The organism is Serratia nevei (assembly GCF_024160145.1).
GTDB classification, from domain to species: Bacteria; Pseudomonadota; Gammaproteobacteria; order Enterobacterales; family Enterobacteriaceae; genus Serratia; species Serratia nevei_A.
Genome location: NZ_JAMYWQ010000005.1, coordinates 109232 through 129396 on the forward strand (window position 1 = coordinate 109232; position 20165 = coordinate 129396).

The 20165-nt window shown below is 46.8% G+C and carries 16 protein-coding genes; all 16 read right to left on the bottom strand.

The genetic code is table 11. From position 1 onward, the window contains the following. Positions 1 to 349: 349 nt before the first annotated feature. Complete coding sequence (locus M6G53_RS06090) at positions 350 to 607, bottom strand: hypothetical protein (RefSeq protein WP_253329773.1); 258 nt, start codon at positions 605 to 607, stop codon at positions 350 to 352. A 254-nt stretch (positions 608 to 861) separates the two neighbouring features. After that, entirely contained in the window at positions 862 to 2196 is a 1335-nt protein-coding gene (locus M6G53_RS06095; protein WP_253329775.1) for a glycosyltransferase, read from the bottom strand. A gap of 9 nt (positions 2197 to 2205) precedes the next feature. Further along, positions 2206 to 3144: an NAD-dependent epimerase/dehydratase family protein gene (locus tag M6G53_RS06100; RefSeq protein WP_253329777.1), complete on the bottom strand. Its 939-nt coding sequence runs from the start codon at positions 3142 to 3144 to the stop codon at positions 2206 to 2208. 92 nt (positions 3145 to 3236) lie between these two features. Beyond that, positions 3237 to 4577 (bottom strand): glycosyltransferase family 4 protein, encoded by a 1341-nt coding sequence (locus tag M6G53_RS06105; RefSeq protein WP_253329779.1) that lies wholly within the window; start codon positions 4575 to 4577, stop codon positions 3237 to 3239. Positions 4578 to 4589: 12 nt separating this feature from the next. Next, the gene (locus tag M6G53_RS06110; protein WP_253329782.1) at positions 4590 to 8513 is read right to left on the bottom strand and encodes a methyltransferase domain-containing protein; all 3924 of its coding nucleotides are present in this window, start codon (positions 8511 to 8513) and stop codon (positions 4590 to 4592) included. Further along, entirely contained in the window at positions 8513 to 9928 is a 1416-nt protein-coding gene (locus M6G53_RS06115; protein ID WP_253329783.1) for an ABC transporter ATP-binding protein, read from the bottom strand. The genes M6G53_RS06110 and M6G53_RS06115 overlap by 1 nt, the downstream gene beginning before the upstream one ends. Next, on the bottom strand, positions 9918 to 10736 hold the full coding sequence (locus tag M6G53_RS06120; protein WP_253329785.1) for an ABC transporter permease: 819 nt from the start codon (positions 10734 to 10736) through the stop codon (positions 9918 to 9920). The genes M6G53_RS06115 and M6G53_RS06120 overlap by 11 nt, the downstream gene beginning before the upstream one ends. 47 nt (positions 10737 to 10783) lie before the next feature. Then, positions 10784 to 11719: a glycosyltransferase family 2 protein gene (locus M6G53_RS06125; RefSeq protein ID WP_253329787.1), complete on the bottom strand. Its 936-nt coding sequence runs from the start codon at positions 11717 to 11719 to the stop codon at positions 10784 to 10786. A gap of 452 nt (positions 11720 to 12171) precedes the next feature. Further along, entirely contained in the window at positions 12172 to 13014 is an 843-nt protein-coding gene (locus tag M6G53_RS06130; protein WP_253329789.1) for a glycosyltransferase, read from the bottom strand. A 157-nt stretch (positions 13015 to 13171) separates the two neighbouring features. After that, positions 13172 to 14035, bottom strand: coding sequence for a dTDP-4-dehydrorhamnose reductase (gene rfbD, locus M6G53_RS06135; RefSeq protein WP_253329791.1), 864 nt, complete (start codon positions 14033 to 14035; stop codon positions 13172 to 13174). Beyond that, positions 14035 to 14568: a dTDP-4-dehydrorhamnose 3,5-epimerase gene (gene rfbC / locus M6G53_RS06140; protein ID WP_253329793.1), complete on the bottom strand. Its 534-nt coding sequence runs from the start codon at positions 14566 to 14568 to the stop codon at positions 14035 to 14037. The genes rfbD and rfbC (M6G53_RS06140) overlap by 1 nt, the downstream gene beginning before the upstream one ends. Positions 14569 to 14983: 415 nt before the next feature. After that, positions 14984 to 16000 (bottom strand): UDP-glucose 4-epimerase GalE, encoded by a 1017-nt coding sequence (gene galE, locus M6G53_RS06145; protein ID WP_253329795.1) that lies wholly within the window; start codon positions 15998 to 16000, stop codon positions 14984 to 14986. Between the two features lie 101 nt (positions 16001 to 16101). Beyond that, positions 16102 to 16635 (bottom strand): dTDP-4-dehydrorhamnose 3,5-epimerase, encoded by a 534-nt coding sequence (gene rfbC, locus M6G53_RS06150; protein WP_253329797.1) that lies wholly within the window; start codon positions 16633 to 16635, stop codon positions 16102 to 16104. Between the two features lies 1 nt (position 16636). After that, complete coding sequence (rfbA, locus tag M6G53_RS06155) at positions 16637 to 17506, bottom strand: glucose-1-phosphate thymidylyltransferase RfbA (protein ID WP_253329799.1); 870 nt, start codon at positions 17504 to 17506, stop codon at positions 16637 to 16639. Positions 17507 to 17519: 13 nt separating this feature from the next. Beyond that, a complete protein-coding gene (gene rffG, locus M6G53_RS06160; RefSeq protein WP_253329801.1) occupies positions 17520 to 18584 on the bottom strand; it encodes a dTDP-glucose 4,6-dehydratase in 1065 nt (354 codons plus the stop codon). 201 nt (positions 18585 to 18785) lie between these two features. After that, complete coding sequence (locus M6G53_RS06165; protein WP_253329803.1) at positions 18786 to 20165, bottom strand: TolC family outer membrane protein; 1380 nt, start codon at positions 20163 to 20165, stop codon at positions 18786 to 18788.

Consider the following 20165-nt stretch of genomic DNA (forward strand, 5'->3'; position numbering starts at 1 on the left):
AATGCCTACAATGGAAGAAGATATCATCCCAATCCAAATTAAAGAGTAAAGAATATAAATATTAAAGGGATAGCCATCCTGAGCAAAAGCATAAAGCAACAACGCCATTAGCGCAGAAATGATCAAGCCAGAAACAAAACCAGCATACTGCCCAAGATTTTGTCCAATTGTCTGCAGTCCCTTAAGATGCAAATAGACAAAGATCCCCGAGATAAGAAAACCATATGACTTAGAATATTCACATAGATCTCTATTGGCTCAGCTTGCACCTTAGCAAGGCTCGATGAAATAAAGACACAAAGCATCCACAACAAAACAATAGTTTTCTTATTATTGCTGAATACAAATATTATCGGATAAAGAAGGTAAACACCCACTCCATACTCAACGACCACCCAGCCCACACAATGCCATCCTGCATTTTAGGGACTAAATTAAAGAGAAATGCTCCTGACATCAAGACTTCAAAAGCAGAAGGCGTATGTTGAAATGCATAAAAGATAATAATACCTTCAACAACCATCGCAATATAAAACAGAGGAGCCAACAGGAAGAATCGTTTAATATAAAAATTTTTTAAAATCGGCTCTATTGATAAACTCATCATTATACGCATACGCAATAGAAAACGCGCTTATTGCGAAGAATAAGGTTACACTGGCCGTAAACTTACCGCAATCAAGTTAATCGCGTGACCAAAATCTATTTCTGAGGACGCAATCAGATGAACGATAATAACTGATATCGCAGCAACCCCCTCAAAATATCATGCCCATCAATTCTCTCTCTTTTAATGCTAGACATAAATCCTCATCAAGAAAAAACCATCACAAAAAGACACGACTTGAGTTAAAAACGTTCTTAATTACGCCATAAACGCAACAATGCATCGACGTAATCCTGAATTGATTTTATTTTTATTGCATTCTTGCTGAGATCAGCAACCCCGTTCCTCAACAAGTAGGATACTTGCGCAACCAGATCCGACACATTACCAGCTTCAAATAACAGACCATTACTTTCATGTACGATAACCTCCGCAATACCCGGCAGGTCAGACCCTATCACCGGGCATTTCGCCGCCTGCGCTGAGTAAATAACCAATGGTGTATTTTCATACCATATTGACGGCACAATTAATGCATCAATGCCATCCATCACAGAATCAATCGCCTCGTTAGGAAATGTACCACAAAAACGGATAGCGTCATTATCTCCAACCAGTGCCAATAGCCTGGAATAATACTCTGGAAAATCCCGTACATTTCCGTATATCTTTAATGTTGCACTGTTCTTCGGTAATCGTTTGACTGCTTCTATCGCGATATGACACCCTTTATGGGGGGCAAGAGTCCCAATAAATCCCAGTGACAATGGCCTGTCATCAGAGTTGCGTTTGGGCTCTACATTGCGCTTCGGCATGTCGATACCAAAAGGATGGTCATGAATTATGTCAGCGTTAACACCATAGCGAATAAACAAGTCTTTCATAAACTTGTTTGGTGCCACAATACCATCCAGTTTGTTCAGCGATGCTATCGTTTTTTCTAAACGCATAGCCATTGCACGAACTTCGTTACTCATAGGATAATGAATTAGCTGGTTATTTTTGGTCAATTTTGCCAGTTTATCAAAAAGAAACGTTGGCGCATGATCAAACACACTGCCGAGCACTCCCCCCTTTGAATCACGCGCAAAATGCTTGATACAGTTGCCGGACGCCTTACTCGGGCCGTTACAATATCGGCCCTCTCCAAGCATTAACTGTGCAGTGGGACACACCATCCAAAAATCTGTTGGCGTGAAAAACTGGGCGATTTCTTGCTGCGCTACATGCTCAATGCACCCAATACCCAACCGATTTAGATGAAAATGATGAACAATATCCGGGCAGAAGGTTTGAACAATTCTTTTAAAATGCTTAACCGCCAGCTGATTATTGTATCCAATCTCGATCATCGACGTCTGATTAGACATGGGTACATAAGCATGATGAAAACGATAAACATGAATCCCTTCGTAATCATACTCATCAAACCGTTCATCATCCTTAAGAGAGGCTTCTCCCGGATGCCCTGTGTATACATGCACCTGGTGGCCTGCCCGCATCAATTCTTTAGCAACCGATAATGTAAGCACCTCCGTTCCAGCTTTATACTCCGGAAAGAATTGATGAACAGTAAGAAGAACGCGCATTTAAATTACTCAATCATGTTTTTTTAAGGAATTTCTCACCCAGTCGGCAGCCCTCTTGAGCCCTTCCGGCATGCTTAATTTGGGTTCCCAATCTAATTCCCGGCGAGCTAAATCGTTGCTCAATACGCTTATGTCTATATCGAATGTCCTGGCAGGCTTATAATTGACCTGGAGCTCTTCAGGCAATATGTCTTGCAACATGGCGATGAGGTCATTGAGACTCGTCCCTCTCCCCGAGCTGATATTAAAGCACTCTTCCTTTCCATCATAAACAACCGCTTTGGCAAATGCTTCTGCAACATCGCTGACATGTATATAGTCACGTTGCACACTGCCGTCGCCCCAAATCTCAATGGGTTTATTTTTCAGCGCATTATGCAAAAACACGCCAACCGCCCCCTGCGCCGTCTCAACGCGTTGGCGCTCACCGTATGGATTGGCCACACGCAATGTCACCGCCTTAATGCCATACAGCTGGCTGAACATATGCAGGTATTTTTCGATAGCCAGCTTGGTGATGCCATACGAGACGACCGGGTCGGTCGGGTGTTTCTCATCGATGGGGGTATATTGCGGTTTGCCATATACCGTTCCGCCAGAAGAGATAAAGACAATGCGAGAAACGCCCTGACTCACCATAGCATTAAGCATATGCAAGCTCGGTATCACGTTGGTCTGAACGTCGTACACAGGATCTTCGTTCGAGCTTTTCGGTAGCGTTGTGGAAACAAGATGCAAGACGCCATCCATACCTTGGATGGCATCATTCAGGTCATGGGTGCTGCTCAAATCGCCGGTCACCCACTCCACACTTTCGTCTGACGTAAACTCTCGATAAGGAGGAACCCGCGGGCGCTCGAAAATTCTCAACTGATGACCATCTTTCAGCAGACGATCGCAAATTGCCGACCCCAGGAAACCACCACCGCCAAAAACAACAATTTTCATTTTTTCTCCGTAAACCTGGTCGGTGCTAAAATAGAAAGAAATATTCAGAAACAGACGAAGCGTTTTTCGACGCATCGTCTATATGTTATCAACTAATTACATTGATAGATTTCGAACGTTTCCTTTGCCATGACTTCTGTCGTTCTTGCATATTCTGTCGTCAAGGATAGTTTATGCAGTAACTGAGGTGTTTGTAGGATATACGAAAGCTTCTTGGCTAAGTCGTCGGCCTCTCCGCGTTTGAAGCTGTACCCATTGATCCCTTCCGTCAGGAACTCTGTCATCCCTTCTACATCAGAGACCAATACGGGCGTGTGTGTTGCCAACGAGTTCAACAATACCAAAGGGCTATTTTCATACCATCTCGAGGGGATCACAAACAGATCAATCTCACTGAAAATATCAGCCATTTGTGCTTGGTCAAACGTCCCCATGAACTCGATGCCATCAACACCTTCGCTCATTTTTCTCAATGTATCCATATAGCTTACCGACTGTTCGGTAGGACCATAAATTTTTAACCTGGCACTGTTCTTTGGTTGCTGCTTAAAGGCTTCAATCAGGAGATCCGTACCTTTATGTGGAGCGATTTGACCAATAAAACCAATCACTGGGATATGATTTTCATCGCGAACAGGCTTAGCTGTGCGATCAATATCTATACCGAACCAAATCTTGCGCATTGGGGCTTTGATATGGTTAGCCATATAAGCTTTCTGCAAGAATGCCGTAGGGGCAACGGCGCCTTTATAATACGTATTATAAAGGTATGACAACGTATCTGGGCGAGTTACCAAATCCTCCACCAGCCCTTGCGTCGAACCTGATTTTAAGACCCCCATTTTACGCGATGCCACCAGGCCTTTGGCCAGTAGATTGGCCATCGCCGGAACCGCAGCCTTCTTCATCCATCCCGTCGCATGACCGCCCTGGGCAGCTTCTTTGAGATAACATGCGACACAGTTGGCTCGAGACTGGGACGGACCTGCACACAGGCCACCGTCAGCAGCTTCGAGTTTATTGTTGGCGCAAAAACCGAAGAAATCAGTGAAAGTAGTATAAGTTGGGATATTAAGCTTACCTGCGACCTCGAGCAGAACTGACGTATGATTAATCAAATGTGTAACATGTATAACATCAGGTTTTAGCTCTAAGAGTATCTCTTCAAGCACATCTCGCATTTCGGGCTGATAATAAGTTTCCTTTACACGGCTGTGCGGAATAACATTCTTATCAATCGCTATAACAGGAATGTCTTGGTAAGAATAACGGTTAATCAAGGATGGCTGCTTGGCCTCCCCTTGAAATACCGCAGAAACGACGGAAACATCATGCCCCCAAGAGCGATAATGATTTGCTAATCCAAGTGTATAAGTTTCTGTTCCATAAAAATGATCGGGGAAGAAACAGTGAACAAAGAAAACAATTTTCATAAATTAATCACTTTATTTTTTAATCATGTCAGCATACAGATGATCATAAGCATTGATCATAGCCTGTACGGAGAAATTATCTTTGGCCCGTTGCTGATGTTCTTTCCCAAGTTCATTACGTCGTGCTTCATCATCCAGCAACGCAATGGCGATATCCGCCAGTTTTTCTGCATCGCCAGCAGGTGCAAGCATAGATTTCGAGTTAACAATTTCGCTGATAGCACCGATATCATAACCAATTACCGGTACACGCATATTCATGGCAAAAGGACTTACCTGACCAAAGCTTTCTTTCCATACTGGAGCGACAAACAATGACATGCGGCGATAATAATCCGGTAATGTGCTGTATTCCACATAATCGGTAAACTCAAAGTTAGCTTCAACCCCGGCGTCTTTAACCGCTTGTTGGAATGGGGCTAATAAACTACCACCACCTACGATGAGCACTTTTGTTCTTGGGCGTTTCTGAGCAATAACAATAAATGGTTTGATCGCGTCTTCATTAAGCTTATCGTTTTCAAGCCGATAAACCATACCCACACAGTCTTGCGGAACGGGTTCTGCATCTGCACGCATGAAATGTGAGAAATCAGATCCAGGATAAACGGTTACATGTGAATCTTTATTCTGCCCAAAGACATGGCGGACATAATCGCTCACATACACATAACGTTTTACTGCATCAGATAAATGCGGAGCAATTGGCGTATTAATATTTTCAATGACCGGAATATTTAATATTTTTGCAGCTTCTATCGCCTTAGCATACCAAGGTTCGTCAACATCCCCCCAGTAGTGGACATGAATAAAGTCAGGCTTGCGTCGATTATAATACTCGACAAAAGGTGCGGTATCTTCAGGGAAACGGCATTCCTCAATATCAACCCCCAGATAAGCAGGCGGATCAGGAATATAGCTCGTCAAAATGGCCTGTTTGTAGTCCTTCCCCAAATACTCAATCAAATCAGCAACCAGGCGAGAAGATCCTCCAGTCATAAAGTTGGCAATGATATGCACGATTTGTGGCGCATTTTCCTTAGCCTCAGGTACCAAGACCTGATGACCACGCTGAGGACTTTTATCTCCAGCCTCGATGACTGCCACTGCCGGACGAGTTGCCACTTTTGCCCGCAGTCGACTAATGACCGGTGCTAACGAATCCCGCATCCGTCTAGGGGTAACCAGAGAGGTTAGCAGGTAACCCATATGCAGAACCTTTCTCACGCTCAAAGGTTGCCCGGCAACATTTCTTAGACGAATAAGTCGAGAGTTCAACTGTCCGTTCAGATGCTGGATCGTATTGGTTTGCTCGACAAGCGCCTGCTCTTTATGTGATACGGTCTGATTGAGATGGGCTATAAGCTCTTCCTTATCTGCAATCGCCTGCTTTTTGAGCGACGCGGCCTGACTGAGCTTGGTTATAAGCTCTTCTTTAGCTAAGAGCGCCTGCTCGTTGAGCAATGCAGTCTGATTGAGTTCGGTTATAAGCTTTTCTTTCGCTATGATCGTCTGCTCGTTGAGCAATGCGGTCTGGTTGAGCTTGGTTATAAGCTCTTCTTTAGCTATTTGTGCTGAAAGCAACTCATCAATATATTGGTTATTTTTTTGCAACCTGGCGTTCAAATCATTCAACACCGCATCCTTATCGTGCATAACTTTTCCTAACTCGTTTAATAAGCTATCTTTATCTAACAAAGCCTGATAAATCTCTTCCGCAATTTTCTCTTTACTTGCCAAAGCGGATAGCAGTTGCTCAGTTTGCAGGTGATTCTCCTGCACTGTGACATCTGAATTTTGTGTCATCGCGTTTTTCTCACGCAACGACTTATTTAGACTGGCGATTTCCCTGCTCATGGTCGCCGCTTGTATGCCCACACTGCGGCGCAGTTGTAGCCACCACCATGGCTTATTCTCAAAAGAATCAATATTACTCAACGCATAAGCACACGTGCTTGCATAGTCAAGTATAGAGGATAATTCTGGCAGACCGAATTCGATGGGTTTATCTACGTCACCGAGGCTTAGCTTCCAATCCGCAGCCAAGGCGTGTTGCGCCATGACGATCCCCTGACGCCAGTAGTGGCTGGCTTGTTCTTTGTTCCCATGACCAAGAGCGATGACGCCCAGCAGTTGGCAAGCCTCAATGCTTCGATTCGCCAATAGCGGACTAAACGCCAGAGGCTCGATCGCAATGCACTTCTCAAAGGCCAGCTTTGCCTTTTCGCTATCACCGGCCATCAGCCAAAGCTTTCCGGTCACAAAAAGCAGAGAGACAGTCCATCGGATACCATGCGGCGTTGTCGGCTGCGCATCGATATACATCTCTACTTTATTATTGAAATGCAATATGTCTGCAAAAGTCGTTGTGGACTTGGCGTTCAATAATTGGTAACCAAGCACGCAAAGTGCGGCGCCAGTATCAGCACTGTTATCTTTGTTTTGCTGATAAACGGCCTCACAAAGTGCAACCAACTCGTCTTTGTTTTTCATGCGGTGGCCAATGTCCACCATCGAGCGCACAAGCCACGGGTTCTTATAATCACGAGAAAATGCGGTGACATTCCATGCCTTATTGTCTTCGTACGTGCTGAATTGCGTTTCACGATAAGACACTGACGCCCCAGCCAAGGCAGACTTCATACCGACGGCGAGCCACCACTCCGCTCTAGGTGCATCTTGCAATGAAACATTGCTCGGCACACCATACAGTTCGCGCTTAGCCGGCACCCATTCATGGCTGCCCGGCCCAGCCTTATAGTGCGTCGCTGACTGAACAACTAGCTGCTCAAGGTCATAATGCTCTTTAAGCTCATTACGCAACTTATCGAGAGTATAAACGTGAAGGTGGAAAGGATTAGGATCCTCTCCAGACTCATCACTCCAATCATTCGGAACACTGACGATAATTCTGCCCCCAGGCGTCAACACCCGATAAAACTCAGCCAGTAGCGCTTGCGGTTCGGGAACATGTTCCAACGTTTCGAAAGAGATCACCAAATCCACCGAGTTATCAGCAATATCTTTCAACGCCTCTGGCAACATACCCAGCGAAAAACTCAGTGCGGGAACCATGGAAGCGAAACTACTTTGCGCATACTGAATGGCATAGTCACTACCATCAATACCCAGCGTCTTCGCCGCCATCGTCCCACATTGGATGAGATAGCTTCCGTATCCCAATCCGCAAGCGGCATCAAGCACCGTATCGCCAGGACGCACAAACGTTGCGGCCCACTGATAGCGCGCAATATGCGCATCGGAACGCTCGCCGGTCTCGCGGGTCATATCCATATGCAGATCGCGCTCTTCTTTTAACGCTTCCAATGGATAACGTGTTAACGCTTCATCCGGTATGCATTCCAAAAGAATGGTAACCTCATCACCTTCATACCCAAAAGATTCATAATCCTTAAGCAAGTAATAGGAAGGATGCTTTCGAAAACCTGCGTCAAAAAAGATTCTTTCCCACGCATTTCTATTTCGACCGATCTGAGAGCCTTCTGTTTCCGATGCCGCTATGGTACTGACTCGCACATAAACGGAGCGACGAGTAACCCGACGAACCTCTTCCAGCCCAGCACGCAGAGTCTCTTCGGACAACCCCTCAAGACTATAAGTCAAGATAGCAGTATCGAATGACTGATTTTCGAAAGGCAATTTCTCTATCGGGCATTGTTTGAAACGATTTGGCATCAATTTTTCGCAATGACGGATCGCACCTGCCGATGAATCCACACCGTAAGCATCCATTCCGCTTGAAAGTAATGCCTGAACCAATGCACCATCACCGCAGCCAATGTTCAGGAATGTCCTCCCGCCGCAGGCGTTGAGTATTTCTTCTGAAACGTCAAAGGCATTATCGATTCTTTTCATTTTTATTAACTCTTTGTCATTCCGATTTTTTTCAAAAACATTTTCTTGTTCAGAATTCATCAGTTACGTTCCTGTAGTTGGCTAATCATACGCAGGTCGACAACTCCACCAAAATGGTACGATTGAGGTTCGCTGGTAACGGTAAAAAATGCGGCTTCATCCATCCAATGAATCATCCGTTGCTCAGCGTAATAAGGCTTGCCTTCTTCAGTTATTGAAGCCTGAATCTCATACAGATTTGGGCCTAAGCCACAGATGAATTCAAATTTGACCTGGAACTCATCGTCTTTTTCAAAAGACTTTTCCCAGAATACTTCACCCTCTTTCTGAATCTGACTGCGAATAGCCATATCTTGGTTAAGCGTGCCCCAAGAGTAAATCTTGACCCCTTCTTTATTCCTAATTCGCAATCCTACGTTTAAACGGGTCAAATCAGCATGGGCTCGGCAATGTACGATAACCGTAACCTTATCTCTAGGATCGAAGTGAGAACAGGATTCCCCTTTGGTATTCAGCAGTGTCACATCCAAGACTTCGGCATCAAGATCACCGAACGAAAACGCTTTCAAGCGTTCAGATAGCGGTGCGTTTTTCGTAGAAACAATGACATCCGCAGCCTTAGGGGCCGACTCAGGCGCAGCCTGCTGAATCTGTCGCGCATGCTGGCTCTTTTCTTTTAAGTGTTGAGCTACCTGATTTAAACGTTTAGATTCAAGTTCATGCAAAGATTTACGGTATTCCAGCAATGCGTCGGCGGAGGTTCCTGCAAATTTAATGACACCATGTTCTAAAAAGATGGCTCTGTTGGTCATCGTGCGAACAGACTCTTGATCATGAGAGACAAAGAGCAAGGTGGTACCATTCGTACGTAACCGCTCCATACGTTCGAAACAACGCTTCTGGAACAGTGCGTCACCCACGGCCAAAGCTTCATCAACGATCAAAATATCAGGTTCTATGCATACCTGAACAGCGAAGGCGAGACGCACCAGCATCCCGCTGGAATACGTTTTGGTCGGCTGATCAATAAACTCACCGATATCTGCAAAAACAAGTATCTCATCAAACTTGGCATTGATTTCAGCCTTGCTCATCCCTAATACGGCGGCGTTCATATAAACATTTTCGCGGCCGGTAAATTCTGGATTAAACCCTGATCCCAACTCCAACAGGGCGGCAATCCGTCCGTTAGTCTTAACGGTGCCATCAGTAGGGCTTAACGTACCGCAAATGAGCTGTAATAACGTTGACTTCCCTGAACCGTTCTGACCAATAATCCCGACAGACTCCCCCTTTTCGATATTAAAGCTAATATCCCTCAACGCCCAAAACTCACGAAAAAGCGGCTTCGAACCTTTCCCAAGTAGCCGCCTGGCTCCAGTATATATAGACTGTTTTAATCTGTCTGAAGGTCGTTCGTAGATTTGATAACATTTACTCAGATTACGAACCTGAATAGCATATTCAGAGCACATCTGCGAACCCCTTACGTGTTTTCTGGAAACAGACAAAACCAAGCCAAACAACAACAAAAGATGCCAACCAATAAACGCTCAACATTTCAAAATCAGGCAATTTCCCCCAATAAAGAATATTCCTAGTTTGTTCTATAACTGTTGTGAGCGGATTTAAATACATTAACCGTCTAAAATTTTCCGGTAAAATATCTGCAGAATAAAAAACCGGGCTCATAAACATGAGTGCCGTAGTAAACAAACCGATAAACTGATTGATATCTCTGAGGAAAACCCCCATCGACGTCAGGAACCAACTAATGCCCAACGTAATCAAAACCAAAGGCACAAGAATCAGAGGGAAATAAAGTACCGTAAGGTGTGGGATACCAAAGAAAACGCAATACGCAGCCAACCAAACAATTAAACTAATAATCAGCTGAAAAAAAGCCGAAACCAGAGAGACAACAGGTAATATCTCTAACGGATAAACAACCTTTTTCACATAGTTCACATTGCCGAGGATTATTTGCGGCGCTTTATTAAGGCATTCGGAGAAAAAATTAAAGACAATGAGTCCCGCAAATAAAACCAGGGCAAATTCGCCTTTTGAAGCACTACCGCCATGCCATCTCGCTTTAAAAACCTCACTAAATACAAAGGTATAAACCGTTAGCATAAAAAGTGGAGTTAATAAGGACCATACAATCCCCATAAATGAGCCACGATATCGACCCTGTACTTCGCGGATCGCCGTTGTTTTAATCAAGAATCTGTTGCGCCATACACTTGAAATCATTTCAAGTGGACTGATGGAAAAGCGTTGCATTACGAGTACACCTTATTTAAAAATCCACAAGTTTATTTCCACAACCGTTATATTTTCTTTAGTTGCACTAATAGAAACACACTCAAGTTATCGAAAAATCCTTGTCTATATAACCCAAGCTTAAAAAAGTAGAAATTTCTTACTAACCAATTTGCGTCGTGTATCTTTCTAAACCAATAAAGCTTCTGGTTGTTTTCAGGGGTTAATCGCTCTCGATTTTTCTCCAGAGCTGCAAGATTCCCAGCATGCCATCTTCTCGACTCCCCGCTCAATAGCTTACTCAACTTTGACAGTCTTCTCTTGGATACGGAGTCAAAACCAATCGCATTACCGACATGTTGTCGGTAGTCTAGACTGGGCTGTGCATCATAATGAACCACTCCGCCGACACCGGTTATCAAAAGATATATCCACCAATCATGAGTAATCACATCGACTATCCCACATTTGACGATGATGTCACGTGCGGCCTGATTAAACACCATGGTATTTCCACCACCAATATTTTGAATCAGTGCATTAGTAAATGAAGGCTTAACGGTAAAAGGATAGGAGAAGCCTAAATCACCGCCATTCTCATCGACAATATGCGTTCTGGAGCAGTATAGTGCCGGTTTTGACGAAGGTTGATTTGCTAACCAATTCACTGCGCGTTCAATTTTATCGTTATGCCAAATATCATCTTGATCGGAAAAAGAATAGTAGCCATCGTCAAAATTAACCCTGGATAACAGCGAAAGAAAATTACTGACAAATCCGGCTTTAGGGCCGGGCAGGATAGAAACCTCAATTTTATTTTCAGTAGAAAATCGTTCTATTTTACGGAGCGTTTCATCTTTCGATCCATCATCGGAGACATAAAGCTGCCAATTCTTGTAACTTTGGGATTTAAACGATTCAAGCTGTTCTAAAATATACCTTTCCCCTTGGTAAGTCCCCATTAAAATGGCAACTTTATGGCTATCTGCGAAGGGTATTGACATTTTATATCCTCGATGTAACCGTTTTTATCCCATGGCATTTTTTGCCTATACTTCATTCTTGGTGAGACTCAGCGGCCACGAGCAGTAAATGGCAGGCTTGCCAACCACGACGCCACTGCTACGCTACAGCCAAATATACTAAAAATCTGTTCCAGCTCTTGTCGAACCGCAAACCAAGCGATAGCAACCCTGCTCATCACCCAAGTCCAGGTGAATAAACGCTCTGCCAATAGTGCTTGGGCACGCTACCGCCCCTGGCGTTTCGCAACCAGAGTACGTAAGGGCAGTAACCAGGTCTGTTTTTATTTACTATACAATTAGTTAGCTGTATAAAATAACGTCTAGCCTACCATTCGCCAGAGCAAGTCTTCAACGTCGCAGAGTCTACTAAACCCCCTGCTTTTTGACCACACTCATCGATCCCCCAAGCGCAGCGCGCCTGAGGTACAATGTTACAATCTCTCTACAGGCGAGGTCATCGGAATATTCTTTAAGCACCCTCGGTTAATTACCGTACGCCGCCGATCGAAAAACCAGCCCCACTTGTTAAAATAGGTCATGGCCGAACGTATATGGTGTCTAAGCAGGGCCGCATTCTCATAGGACCCCTTACCGAAAACATGCGTAATAGTAGCCCCTGAAAAGTAAACGATCTCTGTATGCGACAACGCTCTGCGACAAAGATCGATATCTTCCATATACATGAAGTAACTCTCGTCGAATCCTCCCAGCTTTTTCAGCAGCGGGGAAGCGATAAGCATGAAACAGCCAGACACCGTTGGCACAGAAAATGTTTGTTTATAATCAGCCATATGGAGTTCGTAAGACACATCCATTTTGGCTCCAAGGCGAGGGAAAAAGCGGCGTAATAGCAGGTTTGCAGGTGCCGGCAGCAACCGACAGCTATGCTGAAAGCGACCATCGCTGTAATGAATACGTGGGGAAACGAACTGATGCCCACCTTCGCAGGCAAACTGATGCAAACGCGCTAAAGAGCCTGTTTCAAAACTGATGTCCGGATTGCAAATCAAAAAATAGTCACATTGGTCAAGACACTCTTTCATCGCCAAATTATGACCATGGCCAAAGCCGCCATTGTATCCAGAGTTAATGTAACAGATTCGATCATTGCATAATGAAGCAGCCCAGCCTGCCCCACCGTTGTCAACCAGCACGATCTTATCGACGCAGTGCTCTGCCAAGAGAGATGTCAACGTCGCCGCTACTTGCGCATAGCTGTGGTTGAATAAAACGATAGATGCAACTATCTGATATTTTTCTTTTACTACAGCCATGCTGTATCTAATTCCTCAACCCAAATTTATTGCTGTGACAAAACAGTCGCGGTCCAGGGATGCTTCGCTCAGTGTCGATGGCTACTACATCAGCCAGACAGAAACGGCAAAGGGGATAAAACTATCCCCTTTAATCTTATTCAATAAGGGAGCATCACTAAGATAATATCTTACTGAGAACAGGTTTAAGCTGTTGTCTCCATGGGCTTGGGCTAAGTCCCAAGGCACAAATTTTTTCGGTGCTGAGAATCGAATAGGCAGGCCGAGAGGCAGGCGTTGGGTATTCATGCGTAGCAATAGGATTAACTTTTACCTGATGCGCATAGAGTGAACTGGCTTGAGCCTCTTCAAAAATGGCTTGCGCAAAACCAAACCACGAAACCGCACTATCGCCACAGTAGTGATAGACACCATAAGGCAGATGCGGATTGGACAACATGCTGATGATCACGTCAGCGATATCCCCCGCGTAGGTTGGACAACCATATTGATCACTCACTACGCCAAGCTCGCTGCGTTGTGCCCCTACCCGTAACATGGTTTTTACAAAATTGTTGCCGTACTCACTAAAAACCCAGGCAGTTCTAATCACCACCGTCTTAGAATGAATTTTAAGGGCGGCACATTCACCATCAAACTTGGTTTGACCATAAACGCTTGCTGGCGAACATGGCGCCGTTTCGCAATAGGGTTCAGTTGCCGTACCGTCAAAAACGTAATCGGTCGATACATGCACCAGGGGGATATCCAGGTTGGCCGCTGCTGTAGCCAAAAAGGCCGGTCCATCCACGTTAATCGCCCGAGCCTTCTCAGGCTCCGATTCCGCCTTATCTACCGCAGTATAGGCAGCGGCATTAACAATGGCATCCGGTTTAAACTGTTCGACAGTCGCCGCTATGGCTGCAGAATCGGTAATGTCTAACTGCAGACTGTCAGTCGCCAACAAGGTCCAATCAGCAGGAAAGCGGTCTGTCAAACACCGCCCCAGTTGCCCCGCTGCACCGGTCAAAAGTACACGCATTAAAAAAGCTCTCTGAAAGGTTTTCCCTGAATATCTTTTGGTGACAGCAGTGGTTCGCTAACTGGCCATTCGACACCCAACTCAGGATCGTTCCACAGCAGGCAACCTTCGTTACTCGGATCATAGTAATCAGTGCATTTATATTCAAAATCAGCCGAGTCCGAAACTACGACAAAACCATGAGCGAGACCAGGCGGCACCCAAAGCTGATTTTTGTTCTCTTCAGACAAGTAGACGCCAACCCATTTTTTGAACGTCGGAGAATCAGGACGAATATCGACGACCACATCGTAGACTTCGCCACGTACCACTCTCACCAACTTACCTTGAGGTTTTGCCGTTTGGAAATGCAACCCTCGCAACACACCGCGAGCTGAACGGGAGTGGTTATCTTGTACGAACTCCGCATCAATGCCAAGCAGCTCCTGGTACCGGCTTTTTTGGAACGTTTCCAAGAAAAAACCACGCTGATCGCCAAACACTTTGGGTTCGATCAGCTTTACACCTTCAACCTGCGTCTCTATCACTTTCATTAAGAATTTACTCACGAAAAACGTTACCCAGAGACCTCGAATTATGCTTATAAGCACGCGCTGCCACCGAGTTTACACTTCACGTTTGAGGTCTTTTTGAACTGACCTTAAACAAACTCGCGTGCATATGACAGAAATAATATAGGGTCCGCGAAGGTTTGAGAGACTAGCACAATTTGCAAAAACATCCGACACCGTAACGTAAAAAAATACGCAAAACCTTCGTGGATGCTGGCCAAAAAACAACAATAGTCAATTGATTTTAAAAGAAAACACTGAATATTCAGTATAAGATCTTGCGGAACTTCCAAAGGGGTTGGTTACATTTTATCAAGTATTGCTTACTGATTACCCAATGGATGTTTGGGCCCCATCAATTATCCTTTCCGATAAACGGCAGGGCCCAATTGCAGGATCAACGCTGAAAACCCTTAGGATTTTTCTTCTGCCAGTTCCAGGTATCGCGCATCATGTCATCGAGACCCCGGCTCACCTTCCATCCCAGCTCTTGATAGGCCAGCTCTGCATCCGCCCAGAACGCGGGTAGATCGCCGTCGCGGCGCGGCAAGATTTGATAGGGAATCGTTACGCCTGATGCTTTCTCAAATGCCTTAACCATGGCTAACACCGAGTGCCCTACGCCGGCCCCCAGGTTATAGGCCTTGAATCCGTTGCTCTTCGGCAAATGATCCATCGCTTTCAGATGACCGTCAGCCAGATCCATCACATGGATGTAATCGCGCTCTCCCGTCCCATCTTTGGTCGGATAATCCCCACCGAAAATGCCCAATTTTTCGAGTTTGCCGATCGCCACCTGCGAGATGTACGGCAGCAAATTATTGGGAATACCATTAGGATCTTCGCCAATCAGGCCGGATTCGTGAGCCCCTACCGGGTTGAAGTAACGCAAAGCAATAATCGAAAATTGCGGTTCTGCTTTGGCAAAATCCTGCAGGATCAGCTCGACCATCAATTTGGATGTGCCATAAGGGCTGGTTGTCCCGCCGATCGGCGTAGTCTCGACATAGGGCACCGGCGAATTGGCTCCATAGACGGTGGCTGAGGAGCTGAAGATGAAATCATGCACGCCGGCCTGGCGCATGGCAGCCAACAGTACCAGCGTGCCGGTGACATTGTTCTGATAATACTCCAGCGGCTTGCGCGTCGACTCCCCGACGGCCTTGAGGCCAGCAAAGTGGATGACGGCAGTGATCTCATGCGCGCCAAAAATGCGATGCAGGCAATCGGCATCCTGCACGTCTCCCTGATAGAACAGCGCGGCCTTCCCCGCCAGTTTCTCCACGCGGTGCAAAGACTCCGCAGACGAGTTCGACAGATTGTCCAACACCACCACGTCTTGGCCACGTTCCAGCAGAGATAACACGGTGTGAGACCCAATGTAACCGGCGCCGCCGGTGACTAAAATTGCCATACTTCCCCTCTATTATGTTTGCCGGTTCCGCAGGATAACTTACGGTGATTATAAAAAAGATGCTCCCCCCGTAAGACCCACTTTTCAACGCCTTCGTGAAATTAATTCAATGCATTGAAAAAACTGCCATTTTTATCTTTTTCAGATAACAGAGGATTGTCGAGCGGCCATTCAATTCCAATGTCAGGATCGTTCCACAACAGGCACCCTTCATGAATCGGGTTATAATAATCCGTACATTTATACTCGAAATCAGCAATATCCGAGAGCACCACAAAGCCATGCGCCAGACCAGGCGGGATCCAGAATTGCGTTTTGTTCTCTTCGGAAAGCACGACCCCCTCCCAGACACCGTAGCTAGGCGAGTCTTTACGAATATCGACGACGACATCAAACACTTCACCGCGAACGACGCGCACCAGCTTGCCCTGAGGGTTTACCGTTTGAAAATGCAGGCCACGCAGCACTCCTTTTGAAGAGCGCGAATGGTTGTCCTGAACAAACTCGAACTCGATATCCAGCGCCTCTTGGTAACGTTTCTTTTCGAACGTTTCCAGAAAGAAACCGCGTGCATCGCCAAACACCTTAGGCTGGACGATCTTGACGCCATGAATTCGCGTATCGCTCACTTGCATTTTACTTCTCCACCAGCAGTTGTGCTAGGTATTGACCGTATTGGGTTTTACTCAATAACTTCGCCTCTTGCGCCACCTGTTCTGTGCTGAGCCATCCCTTTCTGTAAGCGATCTCTTCCAGGCACGCGACTTTAAAGCCCTGACGATGCTCGATAGTATGGATAAACTGAGCAGCTTCAATCAGGCTATCGTGTGTGCCCGTATCCAGCCAGGCAAAGCCGCGCCCCAAGATTTCAACATTCAATGCCCCGCGTTCCAGATACATTTGATTCAGCGTGGTGATTTCCAATTCGCCGCGGGACGAAGGTTTTACCTGCTTAGCCAATTCAACCACATGGCGGTCATAGAAATAGAGCCCGGTAACTGCCCAGTTCGATTTCGGCACCGCCGGTTTTTCTTCCAGCGATAACGCCCTGAAGTTCTGGTCAAACTCCACCACCCCGAAACGCTCAGGATCCATCACTTGGTAGCCGAATACCGTCGCGCCTTCCTCCTGCGCGGCAACGCTTTCCAACTTTTTGCCGAAACTCTGACCAAAGTAAATATTATCGCCCAGGACCAACGCACAGCGCTCACCGTTAATGAACTCTTCGCCTATCAAAAAGGCCTGCGCCAATCCATCCGGACTCGGCTGTACCGCATAGCTGAGTGTGATACCAAAACGCTGCCCATCCCCCAACAGGCGCCGGAACGAAGGCAGATCTTCCGGGGTGGAGATGATCAGAATATCGCGAATCCCGGCGAGCATCAGCACCGAGATCGGGTAATAAATCATTGGCTTATCATAAATAGGCAGCAGCTGTTTCGACACGCCGCGGGTGATGGGGTAAAGGCGAGTACCTGAGCCACCGGCAAGAATAATACCTTTCATAGCGTTCCTTAAATTATTGCGTCAGCCCAAGGCGTTCACCGGCGTATGAGCCGTCTTTGACGCGGCTCCACCAGATTTCATTCGCCAGATACCATTCGACCGTTTTGCGAATCCCGCTATCGAAGGTTTCCTGGGGTTTCCAACCCAACTCTTTATCTATTTTCGACGCATCGATGGCATAACGCATGTCATGGCCGGGCCGATCGGCCACGAAGGTGATCAACGCTGCGTAGTTGCTCAGGCCCGCCGGCTTGACCGGTGCCAGCTCATCCAACAGCCGGCAAATCGTCTGCACAACCTCGATATTCTTGCGCTCGTTGTGGCCGCCGATATTATAGGTTTCGCCTACCTCGCCCTCCGTCACAACCTTGTAGAGGGCGCAGGCATGATCTTCGACATACAGCCAATCGCGAATTTGTGCGCCGTCGCCATATACCGGCAATGGCTTACCTTCCAACGCATTCAGGATCGTCAAAGGGATAAGTTTTTCGGGGAAATGGTACGGGCCGTAATTATTGGAGCAATTGGTGACGAGGGTCGGTAAACCATAGGTGCGTGACCAGGCCCGCACCAGGTGATCGCTGGCGGCTTTCGATGCGGAGTATGGGCTGCTTGGTGCATAAGGCGTAGTTTCAGTGAACAAATCCTCGGTGCCGTGCAGATCGCCATACACTTCGTCGGTAGAGATATGATGGAACCGAAAGGCCTTTTTCGCCGCTTCCGGTAAGGTATGCCAGTATTGCCGTGCGGCTTCCAGCAACGTGTAGGTGCCTACGATGTTGGTCTCGATGAAGGCCGCCGGGCCATCGATAGAGCGATCCACATGGCTCTCTGCAGCCAAATGCATAACCGCATCCGGTTTAAAATCAGCAAAAACGCGGTCCAATTCGCTACGGTTACAAATATCCACCGGTTCAAAGCTGAAACGGTCAGAGCTCGCTACCAGTTTTAGGGACTCAAGATTGCCGGCGTAAGTCAGGCTATCCAACACCAACACCTGATCCATCGTTTTATTGATAATATGCCGGACCACGGCCGAACCAATAAAGCCGGCGCCACCGGTAACAATAATTTTCATAAACCCCTCAAAAATTGATTCAATCGCCTACGGCCCCTGACCGCGCGCCGAAGACGCGCCAGATTCATTTCAGATGGCTCAGAGAGTGGGAAATGGATGGAAATAACATACCGCATAGCCGGTTGAAAAAGCAGTCCTCAGACACGCTTTCGGAAAAGACCTACTCCCGTTCCCGGCGGATCAGACCGCCGGGCGGTTTATCTAGCGAGCATACTCAAAGTATTGTGCGACGCGATTAATATCGCTCTTATCCAACGTACCGGAATCGCTCAATAATGTGACCCAAGATTTAATATAGGTGTATTTTGCCGATGCCAGATCGCGGCGAGCCGAGTACAGCTGCTGTTCCGCATTCAACACATCGACGTTGACCCGCTGGCCCAAAACGACGCTTTTTTTAGTCGCTTCAACCTGTTTCGTGGCGGATTGCACCGCCAGCTCATAGGCGGCCAACTTTGCGCGGCTGCTCAGGCAAAGGTTAAATTGCTTACGCAGATCGTTCAGTTTGTCCCCGACCTGAGCATCCATTTCATACATCGCCTGGCCGTAACGTGCGGCAGCCTGACGCGTAGAAGCCGCTACGCCGCCGCCGGAATAAAGCGACATGCTAACCTGCACACCGATACTGTCGGTACGGTATTTTTGGTTAACGGTGTTATCGCTGCTGGAGTCATTTTCAGAATGAGAAGCATAAAGCTGCACCTGCGGCATAAAACCGGCCCGGTTTCTCTCTACCTCATACTTTGCCGCATCGACGCTGTGGCGGGATGCAGCCAACTCCGGGTTATTTTCCAGGGCAATCTTTTGCCACTCTTCAAACTTCGAAGGGATCAATGGAGCGACCTGGAATTTGCCCGGTCGAAGCATCTGAAGCGAACCATACTGCTCGAGCGGAGCGCCGATGATAACTTCCAAATCGCGTTTGGCAGAGTCAAGCGCATCCTGGGCCTCTATCTCTTGTGCTTCTGCCAGGCTATACCTCGCCTGCGTTTCGGAAACATCGGTAATCGTCCCCTCACCTGCCCGCAACAGCTCACGGTTCTGGCTTAACTGCGTGGCATAAGAAGCCTTCTGCGCTTGCGCGAGAGATATTTGATCCTTTGCGTAAGCGACTTCTACATAGGCGGTCACGACCCGTACCGCCAAATCCATAAACTTGGCGCGGTAACGCTCGTCTGACATCAGCGTTTGCGCCACCCCCGCCTTGTAACGGGCATAGGCCTCATAGTCAAACAGCGGCTGCGTCACAGAAACCGAGCCCGAGTAGCTGCGATATTTCTGGCTGTTCGTCGCCTCTATCGTCTCGCCGGTAAATATGTTGCTCTGCGGATATTTCACCGTTTGCCAGTTTTTCGGTGAATTTTGATAGTTTAATGCCACCTTCGGCAATAAACCTGCCATGCCGATATTTTTGCTCTCGTCTCCCGCCTCTTTCTCTTTAAATGCCGCCCTGAAGGTCGGATCCTTGTCAAGTGCCAGCGAATATGCGTCTAAAATCCCTATGGAATAAACCGGCGCAGATATCGCAAACAATAGGGTACTGATAGTAAGGCCAGCAACCTGTCGTTTAAATCGAATCAA